Raw genomic sequence first — 14,433 nt, forward strand, 5'->3', positions numbered from 1 at the left:
CCAGGTTGTCACCCGGTCACGGTGTCGCCATGACGATGTGCCACTTTCCACTCCCCGCCTTCGCGGCGATACACCTGCGTGGCCCGCAGGACATAGCTGCGCGGTTCCCCGTTGACGGAGACCGAGGTGTGCTCCAGGCCCATCGTGTAGGCCATGTCGCCCACAACGTCATAGGACTGCACTTCGAACTCGTACGAGGTGCAGTCGGAGAAAATCTTTGCGAGGTCGGTGAAGAGATCGTTCAGTGCATGCTGCCCTAAGGCGTTTCGCCACGCACCCAGGACACTCACGGGTTCGTTGCGGGACCAGAGCGCCCGGCGCGGGGCCGAGTCGCCGTTGTGAAGGGCCAGTTCCGCGTGGTGCAGATCGGACGTGACCCAGGCCAGGAATTCATTGCGGTCGGTCATGCTTTAGTATGCTCCGGCCCAACGGCCGGCGCAGCCCTCATCGCCTAGAGCGGCCCCGGTTCCCTGGTGAAACGCTCTCTCACTTTTGGGGGCCAAAAACGGAACGCTCTCTCACCCGGTGCGAGAGCGTTGGAAGAAAACGCACCATACGTGAGAGAGCGTTGGTCTAGTGTATAGATGTATACAAGTACACTTCTGGCGGAGGCTAACGAACCATGGCAGACCCACAACCCCGCAACACCGGGGCGCACCTTGTCTACAGCGAGCTCAAGCGCCGGATCCTCAGCCTTGAACTCAAACCGGGCGAACGCATCTACGAGCCTGCCATGGCTGCAGCATTGCAGCTCAGCCGCACGCCGCTGCGGGAGGCCATCCGCCGCCTGATCTCGGAGGGCCTGCTGGAGCAGCAAGCCACCGGGGGAGTGCTGGTGCCGCTGCTGGATGAGAAGGCGATTTCCGAACTGTACGACGTCCGTGCTGCCTTGGAATCGCTGATGGCACGGGAGGCATGCGCCAGGGCGACGACGGCGGACATCGAGAAGCTGCAGGGGATCCTTGAGCGCAACGCGGCCATGGTCGGGTTTGCCGACGAGGCCATGAAGTACGGCGTCGCCCTCCACGCCACGATCGCCGGCATCGCCGCGAATTCCTGGGCCCAGCGTTTCCATGAACAGATTTCCAGCCACGTGGAGCGCTACCGGCACTTCACCAACAACTCACCGGAACGCCGGGAACAGGCCCTCGCCGACCACCGCATCCTGGTGGAAGCCGTCGCGTCAAAGGAACCGGAAAAGGCAGCGAAGATCGCCTTCGACCACGTCATCGGCGCCCGGGACGAGACCCTGCGTGCCATCTCCGGCAAGGGCCTGGTCGTCGAATGATCGGCGAACTCGGGCGGCGCTCGTCCGCTGCACTGCTGGTTCATTCGGCATTGATCCAGGCAGTCACCTTCCTGGTCCGGCCGGCCACCACCTACCGGGCCTTGGAATTGGACGTTCCCGGATTCGCGCTGGGTCTTCTCGCTGCCAGCTATGCCGTCTTCCCCTTGCTCCTCGCGGTTCCGACAGGCAGCCTCGTGGACCGCCTGGGCGAGCGTCGGCTCATGGCGATCGGCTCCGCCGTCGTGCTGGCCTGTTCGGCATTCCTGCTGTTTTGGGGGACGTCGGTCCCGGCGCTCGTGGCCGGCACCGCGCTTCTTGGCGCCGGGCAGCTCGCTTGCGTGGTGGGGCAGCAGGCGGTGGTTGCGAACAACGCCGCCTCCTCGCAGATGGATTCAGCCTTCGGGTACCTGACCTTCGCCGCATCGCTGGGACAGGCCCTGGGGCCGCTGGCCATTTCCTTGGTTGGCGGTGCTTCGGTCCGCCCGGACACGCAGGCCATCTTTGTCTTGTCGGTATGCATGAGCCTGGTGCTTTTCGTGACGACGTTCGGCGTCTCCGCCAAGGTCAGCAGCCGGAAGCGTGCGTCCAAAGCGGCAGACGGCAACCCGGGTGGCGTGGCATCGCTGCTCAAGACTCCCGGCCTGGTGCGCGCCCTGGCGACCAGTGCCACCGTTCTGGCGGTCGTCGATCTGACCGTGGTCTACCTTCCGGCTCTGGGCACGGAACGCGGACTCCCCGCGGCAACCGTCGGCCTGATGCTGACCGTCCGTGCCGTGTTCTCCATGGTGTCCCGCATTGGCCTGGGGCAGATGTCCCGGAAACTCGGGCGGATGAGGCTGCTGGTCCTGAGCCTTGCCCTGTCCACCGTTGCCCTGGCTGTAGCGGCCATTCCCATGCCCATGTGGTTGCTCTTCGTCGTCATGGCGTTGCTCGGTCTGGGACTGGGCATCGGGCAACCGCTGACCATGTCCTGGCTATCGTCGCAGGCACCCGAGGGGCAGCGCGGCAAGGCCCTCGCGATGCGGCTGGCCGGCAACAGGGTGGGTCAGGTGGTCCTGCCCAGTGCCATCGGTGTGGTGGCAGCAGGGCTGGGGGCTGCAGGGGTGTTCCTGGCATCGGCCGTGGTGGTTGGAGGAACACTTTTGCTTCTCCGCGGGGTGCGGCTGGACTGACCCGCGGCCCCGCCCGGCGTTACGAGGCCGTTCCCGAAGCCGTGGTCCGGGTGGCCGGGCCATCCAGGGCAGCGGTGACGGGGAGTCAGATCAGGCGGACGTGTCCGGGGCGCCGCCAAACCCGATGCCCCGGTAGATGTCCGGGCGGACCGTCTTCAGCCGAAGTCCCCAGAGCAGCCCGGCAATGCCGGGCACCACCGCCAGCGCCGGCAGGATCCAGGAAAGCGGGGAGAAGCCGTCCGAGCCGATCAGGACATTGAAATTGACCACGATCAGCACGAACACTGTGCCGAGCGTCAGCGCCGCCAGGGCGGGCGCGACCACCCGGGTCCACAGGGAATACCCGGCAGCGTGCTTGCGGAAGTAGCCGATGGCGGCCACCGAGATGAGGACCAGGAGCAGCACCAGGCCGAAGGCCGCCGTGTTGGTCAGCCACGTGAAGAATGTCAGGACCGGATACATCTCGCCCAGCTCGGAGCCGGTGCCGGCAATGGCAAACACGGCCAGCATGGCCAGGGCCAGCACGGACTGGGTCAGCGAGCCGGCAACCGGGGCGTGCCGGGTGTTGATGCGGGCAAAGCCATGCGGCAGCACGTTTTCACGGCCCAGCGAGAACACGTACCGAGCCACCGCATTGTGGAAGGCGATCAGGGCGGCCAGCAGGCTGGTGATGAACAGGAGCTGCGCAATGTCGGAGACGATCACGGCGCCGTGGCTGGTGAGGAAGGCGAACGGCAGGTCCGGGCCAAACTCCTGGGACTTCGCCACAATCTGGCTCGGGCCCGTACCGACGGTCATGGCCCAGCCGGAGAAGGCGTAGAAGAGCGCGATGATGCCGACGGCGATGTACGTTGCCCGGGCGATGGACCGGCTGGGATCCTTGGCCTCTTCGCTGTAGATTGCGGCGGACTCAAAGCCCATGAACGCCGCCATGCTAAAGGCCAAAGCGGCGCCGACGCCGGCCGTGAACAAGTTCGACGGCGCCAGTCCGGCACCGCTGACGCCTTCCGGACTGACGGCAAAGGAGACAATGTCGAAAACGATGACCGCCAAGAATTCCAGCCCCACAAGGACGCCGATGATCTTGGCCGACAGGTCGACCTTGTTGATTCCCAGCCAGCCGACAATGACGAAGCCCACCAGCGCGGCCAGCCACCACGGGACGTTGAGCCCAAGCTTGGCATTGACAAAGGATGCCGATGCAAAGCCGAAGAGGCCGTAGATTCCGATCTGCATCGCGTTGTAGGAAACGAGCGCCGCCCATGCGGCGCCCACCCCCGCGGCACGGCCGAGCCCCTGGGCAATGTAGGCGTAGAACGCCCCGGCATTGCGGATGTGTGAACTCATGGCCGCGTAGCCGACGGCAAAGAGCGCCAGGCAGACCCCGAGCACAATGAACGACAGCGGGATGCCGACGTTTCCGGTCACGGCGAAGTTGCTGGGGATGCCGCCGGCCACTACGGTCAACGGGGCGGAGGCAGCGATGATCATGAAGACGAGGGCGGGCACGCCGAGCGTGCGCTTGCTCAGGCCGTTGTTGCTCCCGTTGCCGGCGGCGGTGCCGGTGGACGGGAGGGTTTGTTCGTGTGACATTAAAACCTCCATTGGGAGAATAACAATGCTTTGAGTGTGGCATCTGTCACATGGCCATGGTTTGTTTTTCCCTGCACTGCCATTGACTACCCGTGCAGGACTTCCGCGCCTAGGAAACCCTGGGGACGAATGCGGAGGGGGCCGCCGCCACGCACGTGGCGACGGCCCTCCGTCTTGGCTTGTTCCGTCGGAGTCCTTAGCCGTTGATCACCTGCGGGACGCCGAGGGCTTTGAGGCCTTCGACGCCGAATTCGAGTCCGTAGCCGGACTGCTTGGCGCCGCCGAACGGGATGCGGGGGTCCACGGCGCCGTGCTTGTTGATCCAGACGGTGCCGGCCTCGATGCGGGCGGCGACCTTGCGGGCTTCGGTGGGATCGGAGGACCAGACCGAGGCGCCGAGCCCGACGTCGAGGCCGTTGGCCATGGCCACCGCCTCATCGACGGTGCTGTACCGGATGATCGGCAGGGCCGGGCCGAACTGTTCCTCCGCCACGAGCGGGTTGTCATTGTCGATGTCCGCCACGAGCGTGGTGGGGTAGAAGTAGCCGGGCTGACCCGCCTCCGGGTTCCCGCCCACCAGCACCCTCGCACCAGCGCCCTTGGCCGCGTCTACGAGCCGGGACACGATGTCGAACTGCTGCTTGTTCTGCAGCGGGCCCAGCACGTTGGCCTCGTCCAGGCCCACGCCCATGGGCATGGCGGCGGCAACGGCGGTGAGTGCCTCGCAGACGTCGTCGTAGATGTCCTCATGGACGTAGAGCCGCTTCAGGGCCGCGCACGTCTGTCCGGTGTTGATGAAGGCACCCCAGAACAGGTCCTCGGCGATGGCCTTCGGATCGGCGTCGGGGAGCACGATCCCGGCGTCGTTGCCACCGAGCTCAAGGGTCAGGCGCTTGACGGTGCCGGCCGAGGACTTGATGATCGCCTTGCCCGTGGCGGTGGAGCCGGTGAACATGACCTTGCCGATGGCGGGGTGTTCGGCCAGCCGGGCGCCCACCTCGCGGCCGCCGGAGACGACGGTGAGGAGGCCTTCGGGGAGTTCCTCGTTGAGGACCTTGACCAGGGCCAGGACGGACAACGGGGTGTATTCGGAGGCCTTGACCACCACGGCGTTGCCCATCCGGAGGGCGGGGGCGATCTGCCAGACGGTGATCATCATGGGCCAGTTCCACGGGCCGATGGCACCGACCACGCCGATGGGCTTGTAGTGCAATTCCGCGTAGCTTTCGCCGTCGTCCACCACGGTTTCGGGGTCCAGCGGCGTGGCGGCGGTGGCGCGCAGCCAGGCGGCGCAAGCGCCGACCTCGAAGCGGGCGTTGGGGCCGTTGAGCGGCTTGCCCTGTTCGCGGGAGAGCAGCCGGGCAAGTTCTTCGGCGGAACGTTCGACGGCGTCGGCGGCCTTGAGGAGCGCGGCGCTGCGGGCGTCGTGGCCCAGTGCCGCCCAGGCGGGCTGGGCAGCGGTGGCGGCAGCGATGGCACGCTCCAGGTCCCCAATATCGTGAACCGGTGCCTCGCCCACCGTCTCCCCCGTGGCGGGGTCGAATATGGTCCGGGTTTCGCCGGAGACCGGGGTGATCGCCGAAAGAATGTCAGTGAACGTTTCCATGCTTCAAGCTTCTTTGACCATCAACGCCCCGTCTTGTCATTCAGCGAAGGCCTGTTGACTGAAGGCGAACAATCACTGCGGTACGCGGGGCCAGGCTCAGGCGCCGCGACGCCAATCGCTGGGGGACACGCCGAAGGCGTCCCGGAACGAGCGGCTGAAATGCGCCGCGTCCAGGAACCCCCAGCGGGCGGCGACGGCGCCGACGGCAGTGCCGGTATGCAGCGGGTCCCTCAGCTCGCGGCGGATCCGTTCGAGCCGCTGACTCCGGATCCAACTGGCCACAGTGGCGCCCGACTCATGGAAGATGTTGTGCAGGTGCCGCGTGGAGATGAAGTGGGCCGCGGCAATGCTGGCGGGGGACAGCTGAGGATCCGCCAGGTTGGCCTCGATGTATTCGCGGACGGACGTTGCCAGCACCACTTGCGGCTTCAGGCTGTCCCCCGCGATGTCCAGCTCCGAGTGAAGCATCGTTGAGACAAGATCAAGGGCGTTGGCAGCCAAGCGGGATCCGCTGGGGCCGCCGAGGAGCCCGGGGTTTGCCGCAAGCTGGGCAATGAAGGGTCCAACAACGCCGGCAACCCCACTGCCGCAGGCCAGGCGGATCGCGGAAAGCTGTCCCACATAATCCGGCGGCAGTGTCAGTGCGTCATGGGGGAACATCACCACCATGACCCGGGCCTGCTCCTCGAAGGCAAGGGTGTACGGACGGTTGGTGTCGTAAATGGCGAGGTCGCCGGGGCGCAGCACTGCCTCTCGGTTGTCCTGGATGAGGAGTCCGGTGCCCTCCAGTTGGAGGTTGAGCTTGAAATAGCGCTGGCCCGGCCGGGCCACCAGGGCCGGTGTGCGGTGGACGCTGTGGCCCGAGGCGGAGACTTCCACGATGCACATGCGGTCCAGCACCCTGGAGCGCATCCGGCCGTGGAAGGTGTCGGGACGGTCCGTCTCGGCGGCCAGCGGCACAAAGGATTCAGCCACCAGGTGCCGCCAGTGGTCAAATGAGGCGGCCACGCTGGAGGTGAGTTCCTGGCCCGCGGGGCGGGCTGTGGTTGCAGACATGGATGTTCCTGACGCCGGATAGCCATCTGAATTGTGGTCCCCCAGGCCGTGTCCTGCGACACAGTGATTTCAGGTTAGCGGCGATGGCGGGCGTTGTCATCTTTTTTCGACGGTCGGCGAAAAAAGAATTAGGAGCCGGCCTGCAGGAGGGTCAGGAATGCTTCCAGTTGGTCGCCCAGGCCCAGGTCTGTCTCGATGCCCGGGGCCAGGGCTGCGGCTATCTGCGCGCCCAGCAGCATGTTCAGCAGGTGGCCGGACACCACTGAATCGTCGACGGCGGCATTCACGTCCCCCTGCCGCCTCGCCTCGGTCAGGTACCCCTGGATCGCGCCGCGCCATTGATCCATAGACTCGCGGTGGATGGCGGCTTTTTCCGGGTCATTGATGGCCTTCTGCCAGAACGGGACCACAATCCGCGCTTCATTGACGCGCTCGGAGTCCAGTGGCAGCACCTCCACGCAGAAAGCCCGAAGCGCCGTAATTCCGGCCTTGCCCGCCGTGACCTCCCTGATGCGCTCGTTGGTCCTGTTGAACACGTGGCGGAACGCAAAGGTCAGCAGCGTGTCCTTGGTGGGGAAGTAAGGCTTCAGTGCGCCGTTTGCGAAGCCAGCCTCGAGGGCGATCTCCCGCATGGTGGCGCCCTCGATGCCCAGCCTGGCGATGATCCGCCACGTCGCATCCACCAGTTCCAGGCGCCGTTCATCATGGTCAACAATCTTTGGCACTCTGGTGATCCCCCGGAACTTTTTTGTATCGAACCCTTGTGATCCATCTTACGGATCGTTTATTCTCTACAACTATAGAAAATAAAACTTCCGACCCCAACACGGTCCCGGACAAAGGCAGCGCTCATGACTCTTGCACCAGCTGATACAGCCACTCAGTACCGCCTTGCGGCGGCCGCGGAGATCACGGAAGTCCAGGGCATCCTGCGTGCCGGGGGACTCCTTGGTCCGCACAAGCGGATCGCCTACCTCGGCCTGCTGGATCCGGCCCGGGACAGCTCCAAGGATTCCGAGGACCGGCGGTTCCGGGTCTTCGTCCACGATGTTTCCAGCGGCCGCCCCCTCGACGTGACGGTCTCGGCCACGCGCGGCGAGGTGATCTCCGCCGTCGAACTGGACACTGCCGTCTCCGGCGAGCTCCCTGTCCTGGAGGAGGAGTTCGCGGTGGTCGAGGAACTCCTGGCCTCGGACGAACGGTGGCTGAAGGCCCTGGCCGACCGCGGACTCGACGTCAGCAAAGTCCGCGTTGCGCCGCTGTCCGCCGGCGTCTTCGAGTACCCCGAGGAGAAAGGCCGCCGCATCCTTCGCGGGCTGGCTTTCGTGCAGGACTTCCCCGAGGACAGTGCCTGGGCGCACCCCGTGGACGGACTGGTGGCGTACATGGATGTGGTCAACAAGGAAGTCACCCAGGTCCTGGACCTGGGCGCCGTTCCGGTCCCCGCGGAGCACGGCAACTACACTGACCCCGAACTGACCGGCCCGCTGCGCACTACCCAGAAGCCCATCAGCATCACCCAGCCTGAAGGCCCCAGCTTCACCGTCACCGGCGGCAACCACGTGGAGTGGGAAAAGTGGAGCGTGGACGTCGGCTTCGACGTCCGCGAAGGCGTGGTTCTGCACAACCTCGCCTTCCAGGACGGCGACCGCAAGCGGCCCATCATCAACCGGGCCTCGATCGCGGAGATGGTGGTTCCCTATGGCGACCCGTCACCGATCCGGTCTTGGCAGAACTACTTCGACACCGGCGAGTACCTGGTGGGCCAGTACGCCAACTCGCTGGAACTGGGCTGCGACTGCCTCGGCGACATCACCTACCTGAGCCCGGTCATCAGCGACGCCTTCGGCAACCCCCGCGAGATCCGCAACGGCATCTGCATGCATGAGGAAGACTGGGGCATCCTTTCCAAGCATTCAGACCTTTGGACGGGCATCAACTACACCCGCCGCAACCGCCGCCTGGTGATCTCCTTCTTCACCACCATCGGCAATTACGATTACGGCTTCTACTGGTACCTCTACCTGGACGGCACCATCGAATTCGAGGCCAAGGCCACCGGCGTCGTCTTCACCAGCGCCTTCCCGGAAGGCGGCTCGGACAACATTTCCCAGCTCGCCCCGGGCCTCGGTGCCCCCTTCCACCAGCATCTCTTCAGCGCCCGCCTGGACATGGCAATCGACGGCTTCACCAACCGCGTGGAAGAAGAAGACGTGGTCCGTCAGCCCATGGGCGAAGGGAATGAGCGCGGCAACGCGTTCTCCCGCAAGCGCACGGTGCTGGGCCGCGAATCCGAAGGTGTCCGCGAGGCCGACGCGCGTGCAGGCCGGACCTGGATCATCTCCAACCCGGAGTCCCGCAACCGGCTGGGCGAGCCGGTGGGCTACAAGCTGCACTCCCAGAACCAGCCCACGCTGCTGGCCGACCCTGGATCGTCCATCGCGCGCCGCGCCGCTTTCGCCACCAAGGACGTGTGGGTCACCCGGTACGCCGAGGACGAGCGCTACCCCACGGGTGACTTCGTGAACCAGCACTCCGGCGGCGCGGGCCTCCCGGCCTACGTTTCCCACGACCGCGAGATCGACGGCCAGGACATCGTGCTCTGGCACACCTTCGGCCTGACGCACTTCCCGCGCGTGGAGGACTGGCCGATCATGCCCGTGGACACCGTTGGCTTCAAGCTGCGCCCGGAAGGCTTCTTTGACCGCAGCCCGGTCCTGGATGTGCCGGCCAACGCCTCGGGTGAGGCTTCATGCCACAGCGCGTCCGAAGCTGCGGGCGAGCCTGCCGGCCACTGCCACTAAGCGGATCCGGGAACAGAGGAAATGACCACGACGGCGGGACGGGTCCGGCCAGCCGGGCCCGTCCTCCATCCCCGGATCTGCGCGGCCCTCACGGCTGTCTCCGGTCTGGCGCATCTGTGGCTCGCGGCCTCGGGGCACCACGGCGCCTGGCTGGGCATTCTCATGATTGCGCTGGCCGCCGTCTGCATGCCGTGCACCGTGCACATTTGGCGCCACAGCAGGCTCGGCGCCCTCCATCAGGTCACGGTTTCGGCATTGGCGATGGTCCTCCTCCACGCTGTCCTGCTTCTGGGAGCGCGCGGTGCCGGGCACGCCCACGGCGGGGGCCCGGCGTCGGGCGCCGGTGACGTTTCCGGTGCCGCCGGACTGTTACTGGTGATCGGACTGGAACTCACGACGGCGTTGCTCGCCGCAACGCTCGTGGCCCGGCTCCGGCGGCGCAGGGCCCTGCGGCCTGTCTGAGCAGCCTGGCCAGGGACGCCCCACGGAGCCCTACTCCGCGAACAGCCCCGCCAGGTCCTCCGCCGTCAGGGCCCCGCCGGACAGGGCGTCGCCCTCCATCACGTCCGCGAACAGCTGTGATTTCTTGGCCTTGAGCGTCATGACCTTTTCCTCGATGGTGTCCTTGGCCACCAGCCGGTAGACCATGACGTTCCGCGCCTGCCCGATCCTGTGCGTGCGGTCCACGGCCTGCGCCTCATGAGCCCGGCCCAGGGGAGCGAGGCATAGGTGTCGTAGTCGATCCGGAACAGCGCATAGGAGGTTATCACAATGTCGCCCCGGGCAAGTCCCGCCGCTACTCCCAGCACGACATCGATGTCCTGCGCGAGGTCCAGCGCCTTTCGCAGTCGGGCGTCTCCCTCGAGGGCATCAAGCGGATCCTGGAACTCGAGAACCAGGTGGCGGCGCTGAAGTACCGCGTCGCCGAGCTGACGGACGAGCTGTCCCGGCGCCGGAGCCCCGTGGATGCCCGCATTTTCGCGGCGGGAGCAGCCGGCGACGTCGTGAGCCTGGCCCGCGGGCAGCGCCCGCGCGCGCGGTCCCAGGCCGTGGTGGTGTGGCGCCGAAGCCTGGGGAACCGCGGGCGTAGGCCCCTCTTCAGGTACGGGCCTTGCTGTAGTTACGGGGCGCCGACTGTGGCGCTCTCGGGCACCGTTGCGGAAACCGGATCCTCGGCACGGCGCTTCGGGATCATCGCCACGGCACCGGCCGCCACAACGGCGATTCCGGCGAAGATGGCGAAGTTGTACTCGAACGGCAGTTTCGCGCTGCCGATCCATCCACCGATCAGTGGCCCGGAGATCGCACCGATGCGGGCGAAGCTCAGCGCCCAGCCAGTTGCCGTCGCGCGGATCTTGGCCGGGTAGTAGTCGGCGATGTAGCCGGTCAGGACCAGCGACGTTGAAATGGATCCAATGCCGGCGAACGCGACGAACAGCAGGTTCACCACCATGTTGTTCGGGAACATCAACAGCATGATGCCCAGGCCGCCGAGCACGTAGAACACCACCAGAATGAGCTTCTGGCCGTACTTGTCGGCCGCGCGGCCCAGGACCAGGCCCCCGACGGCGGACGCGAGGCTGAACACCAGGAGGAACGTCAGCGACGAACCGAGGTCGTAGCCTGCCTGCTTCATAATCGACGGCAGCCAGGTATTGAGCCCGTAGACCAGCACCATGCCGCAGAACAGTGCGATCCAGAAGAACACAGTGGACCGCAGATACTTCGGGGAGAACATGGTGGTGATGGTCTTCCACCACGGCTCGGAGCGCTCCTTGGGGGCTGCTGCCAAGGCTGACACGGGTGCGTATTCGGGTATGTTCAGCTTCGCCGCGAGAGCATGGGCTTCCTTCCGGCGCCCCATGGATTCGAGGTACTCCAGCGACTCGGGAAGCAGCTTCCAGATGACGGGCAGCAGGACAACCGGCAGCGCGCCGAATCCGATGACCCAGCGCCAGCCCGCCGTCGGAAGCACAAAGAGTGCGACGAGTGCTGCGGCGACGATGCCCAGCGAGTACCCGGAGTACATCAGTCCGTAGTTAAAGGACCGCTTCTTCGGGGCGGAGTACTCGATGGTCAGCGCAGCCGCCACCGGGATGACGCCGCCCATGCCCAGGCCGCCGATCAGCCGGAACAGTCCGAACATTTCAGGAGTCGTGGCCAAGGCCGCTCCGGCCTGGGTGAGCGTGAAAATGAGCATGGATGCCAGAAGCATCTTCTTGCGGCCCACGACGTCGCTGAGCGTGCCGATGAACAGGGCTCCGATCAGCATGCCGACGAGCGCATAAGCACCGAGCCCGCCTAGCTGCAGCGGGCTCAGGTTCCATGCCTTGTATTCGGCCAGCGCAGGGAGCACCGCTCCCAGGACGCCGACGTCGTAGCCTTCGGCGAGAATCGCCAGCCAACAACAGAACAGGACTATTCCTGTGGTCCGTTGCGGCACTTTCCAATCGTTTACGGGTGCGTTGGCCATATTGCCCTCAGTTCACTTGGAGGTACGGGAGATGATGCTGTGCTATTTGACCAGTGCCGGGCGGGCGGCGGACAGCGGCGTCCAGCGCAGGTGGGCGTTGACGGCGTCGGACTCCGGCTCCTTCAACAGTGACAGCCGCGGCCGCACGGCATCCGTGCGGGAGCTCGGCGGCTTGCGCCGGCCGGCCCGGAACTGCGGCGTCCACTGGGCGCCCGGGCCCTGGTATTCCTGCTCGGCGGCAGCATGCAGGGTCCACTGCGGGTCGTACAGGTGGGTGCGACCCAGCGCGACGAGGTCTGCCCGTCCCGCCAACAACACGGAATTGACGTCGTCGTAGCTGGAGATGGCACCCACGGCGATCACGGCGACCCCTGCCGGAGCTGCCACCTCCTGGCGGATGCGGTCGGCAAAGGGGGCCTGGTAGCTGCGGCCGTAGGCCGGCTTCTCTTCCTTGGCCACCTGGCCCGTGGAGACGTCGATGCCTGCGGCGCCGTGCGCGACGAACGCCCGGGCAATCTCGACCGAGTCATCCGAGTCGTTGCCGCCCTCGACCCAGTCGGTGGCAGAGATCCGGACGGTGACCGGCTTGGCTGCAGGCCAGGCGGCGCGGACGGCGTCGAAGACCTCCAGGGGGAAGCGCAGACGGTTCTCCAGGCTGCCGCCGTACTCATCGCTGCGGCGGTTGGCGAGCGGTGAGAGGAAGGAGGAGAGCAGGTAGCCGTGGGCGGCGTGGACCTCGAGGAGGTCGAAGCCGGCGTGCTCCGCGCGACGGGCGGCGTCCACGAATTCGGCCTTGATGGCGTCCATGCCGGCACGGTCGAGTTCGCGCGGGGTCTGGCTGCCCGGGCCGTAGGCCAGCGCCGAGGGGCCGACGGCTTCCCAGTTACCCGATTCGAGCGGTTCGTCGATGCCCTCCCACATCACGCGGGTGGAGGCCTTGCGGCCGGCGTGGCCGATCTGGGCGCCGATCTTCGCCGTCGAGTTGGCGTGGACGAAGTCCACGATCTCCTTCCAGCTCTCACGCTGGCCGTCCGTGTACAGGCCGGTGCAGCCGGGGGTGATGCGGCCTGCCTCGGACACGCACACCATCTCGGTCATGACCAGCCCGGCGCCGCCGAGCGCCTTGGAGCCGAGGTGGACCTTGTGGAAGTCGCCCGGGACGCCGTCGACGGCGGAGTACATGTCCATGGGGGAGACCACGATGCGGTTTTTCAGTTCCAGGTCGCCGATGCGGTACGGCTGGAACATGGCCGGGGCCGCATCTGCAAGGCCCTGGGATTCGGCGAAGTGGCGGTCCACGGCGTCGGCGAATTCCGGATCGCGCAGGCGCAGGTTCTCCTGGGTGATGCGGCGGCTGCGGGTGAGCAGGTTGAACGCGAACTGGGTGGGGTTCTGGTCCTGGTACTGGCCGATCCGTTCGAACCATTCCAGCGAGGCCTGGGCGGCACGCTGGGTCGAGGCGACGACGGGACGCCGCTCGGTCTCATACGCGGACAGGGCGGACTCCACGTCTGGGTGTTCGTGCAGGCAGGCGGCGAGGGCCAGAGAGTCCTCCATGGCCAGCTTGGTGCCGGAGCCGATGGAGAAGTGGGCGGTGTGGGCGGCGTCGCCGAGCAGCACCACGTTGCCGTGGCGCCAGCTCTGGTTCCGTACGGTGGTGAAGTTCTGCCACTTGGAGTTGTTGGCCAGCACCTCGTAGCCGTCGAGTTCCTCGGCGAAGATCGAACGGATCTTGTTGATCGCCTTCTCGTCGGAGACACCCGGTGCGAACACCTCGCCGGCGGTCTCGTCGAAGCCAGCGGCACGCCACACGTCCTCGTGCATTTCGACAATGAAGGTGGAGCCTTCGTCGGAGTAGGGGTAGCCGTGGATCTGCATCACGCCCCACTCGGTTTCCTTGACGAAGAACTTGAACGCCTCGAAGACCTGCTCGGTGCCCAGCCACATGAACTTGTTGGGCCGGGGGTCAAGGCTGGGGCCGAACGAATCGGCGTACTTGGCGCGGATCTGGGAGTTGATGCCGTCTGCCGCGAGCACTAGGTCGTAGCCCGCCTCGAGTTCCTCAACCGGCGGTGCCATGGTCTGGAAGCGCAGGTCGACGCCGAGCTCGGCGCAGCGGCCCTGGAGCAGTTCCAGCAGTTCCTTGCGGCTCATGGCCGCGAAACCCTGGCCGCCGACGGTCACCGTCTCACCGCCGAAGTGGATGTCGATGTCCGACCAGCGGGCGAAGCGCCGGCTCATGTAGTCGGCCACGACGGCGTCGGCGTCTCCGATGCCGCCGAGTGTCTCATCGGAGAACACGACGCCGAAGCCGAAGGTGTCGCTGGCGGCGTTGCGTTCCCAGAGGGTGATGCTGTGGGACGGGTCGAGCTGCTTCATCAGTGCTGCGAAGTACAGGCCACCCGGGCCGCCTCCGACGATTGCGATTTTCATGGTTCTGC

Annotated in this window: 11 protein-coding genes and 2 pseudogenes; 5 read left to right on the plus strand and 8 right to left on the minus strand. The window is 66.2% G+C overall.

All coding sequences use genetic code 11. The features are described 5' to 3' along the window. Positions 1 to 8 precede the first annotated feature (8 nt). Positions 9 to 407, minus strand: a complete 399-nt coding sequence (locus J1902_RS08000) for a nuclear transport factor 2 family protein (RefSeq protein WP_207615713.1) — start codon at positions 405 to 407, stop codon at positions 9 to 11. Positions 408 to 622: 215 nt separating this feature from the next. On the opposite strand from J1902_RS08000, the gene J1902_RS08005 reads away from it, so the two are divergent. Both J1902_RS08005 and J1902_RS08010 read left to right on the plus strand, forming a co-directional pair. Then, positions 623 to 1,288 carry a GntR family transcriptional regulator gene (locus J1902_RS08005; RefSeq protein ID WP_207615714.1) on the plus strand — a complete coding sequence of 222 codons (666 nt, stop codon included), beginning with the start codon at positions 623 to 625 and terminating at the stop codon, positions 1,286 to 1,288. Beyond that, positions 1,285 to 2,460 (plus strand): MFS transporter, encoded by a 1,176-nt coding sequence (locus J1902_RS08010; RefSeq protein WP_207615715.1) that lies wholly within the window; start codon positions 1,285 to 1,287, stop codon positions 2,458 to 2,460. The genes J1902_RS08005 and J1902_RS08010 overlap by 4 nt, the downstream gene beginning before the upstream one ends. A 90-nt stretch (positions 2,461 to 2,550) precedes the next feature. Here the strand turns inward: J1902_RS08010 and J1902_RS08015 are convergent, their stop codons facing one another. From J1902_RS08015 to J1902_RS08030, 4 genes are all read right to left on the minus strand, one after another. Further along, the gene (locus J1902_RS08015) at positions 2,551 to 4,053 is read right to left on the minus strand and encodes an APC family permease (RefSeq protein WP_207615716.1); all 1,503 of its coding nucleotides are present in this window, start codon (positions 4,051 to 4,053) and stop codon (positions 2,551 to 2,553) included. A 196-nt stretch (positions 4,054 to 4,249) separates the two neighbouring features. Continuing rightward, a complete protein-coding gene (locus tag J1902_RS08020) occupies positions 4,250 to 5,659 on the minus strand; it encodes an aldehyde dehydrogenase family protein (protein WP_207615717.1) in 1,410 nt (469 codons plus the stop codon). A gap of 96 nt (positions 5,660 to 5,755) precedes the next feature. Continuing rightward, positions 5,756 to 6,715, minus strand: coding sequence for an AraC-like ligand-binding domain-containing protein (locus tag J1902_RS08025; protein WP_207615718.1), 960 nt, complete (start codon positions 6,713 to 6,715; stop codon positions 5,756 to 5,758). A 128-nt stretch (positions 6,716 to 6,843) separates the two neighbouring features. After that, complete coding sequence (locus J1902_RS08030) at positions 6,844 to 7,440, minus strand: TetR/AcrR family transcriptional regulator (RefSeq protein WP_207615719.1); 597 nt, start codon at positions 7,438 to 7,440, stop codon at positions 6,844 to 6,846. Positions 7,441 to 7,566: 126 nt separating this feature from the next. Here J1902_RS08030 and J1902_RS08035 point away from each other — a divergent pair, with 126 nt between their 5' ends. Further along, entirely contained in the window at positions 7,567 to 9,519 is a 1,953-nt protein-coding gene (locus J1902_RS08035; RefSeq protein ID WP_207615720.1) for a primary-amine oxidase, read from the plus strand. 21 nt (positions 9,520 to 9,540) lie between these two features. Continuing rightward, on the plus strand, positions 9,541 to 9,981 hold the full coding sequence (locus tag J1902_RS08040) for a hypothetical protein (RefSeq protein WP_207615721.1): 441 nt from the start codon (positions 9,541 to 9,543) through the stop codon (positions 9,979 to 9,981). A 30-nt stretch (positions 9,982 to 10,011) separates the two neighbouring features. Here the strand turns inward: J1902_RS08040 and J1902_RS08045 are convergent. Further along, a pseudogene (locus J1902_RS08045) lies at positions 10,012 to 10,224 on the minus strand (hypothetical protein); the annotation flags it as partial. A 71-nt stretch (positions 10,225 to 10,295) separates the two neighbouring features. Here J1902_RS08045 and J1902_RS08050 point away from each other — a divergent pair. Next, positions 10,296 to 10,595, plus strand: a pseudogene (locus J1902_RS08050) (MerR family transcriptional regulator); the annotation flags it as partial. Between the two features lie 44 nt (positions 10,596 to 10,639). Here J1902_RS08050 and J1902_RS08055 read toward each other — a convergent pair. Both J1902_RS08055 and J1902_RS08060 read right to left on the minus strand, forming a co-directional pair. Beyond that, positions 10,640 to 11,992: an MFS transporter gene (locus J1902_RS08055; protein ID WP_207615723.1), complete on the minus strand. Its 1,353-nt coding sequence runs from the start codon at positions 11,990 to 11,992 to the stop codon at positions 10,640 to 10,642. A gap of 42 nt (positions 11,993 to 12,034) precedes the next feature. Then, positions 12,035 to 14,425 carry a bifunctional salicylyl-CoA 5-hydroxylase/oxidoreductase gene (locus J1902_RS08060; RefSeq protein WP_207615724.1) on the minus strand — a complete coding sequence of 797 codons (2,391 nt, stop codon included), beginning with the start codon at positions 14,423 to 14,425 and terminating at the stop codon, positions 12,035 to 12,037. Between the last annotated feature and the right edge of the window lie 8 nt (positions 14,426 to 14,433).

The sequence above is a fragment of the Arthrobacter cavernae genome (genome assembly GCF_017368795.1).
In the GTDB taxonomy this organism is placed as follows: Bacteria; Actinomycetota; Actinomycetes; order Actinomycetales; family Micrococcaceae; genus Arthrobacter; species Arthrobacter cavernae.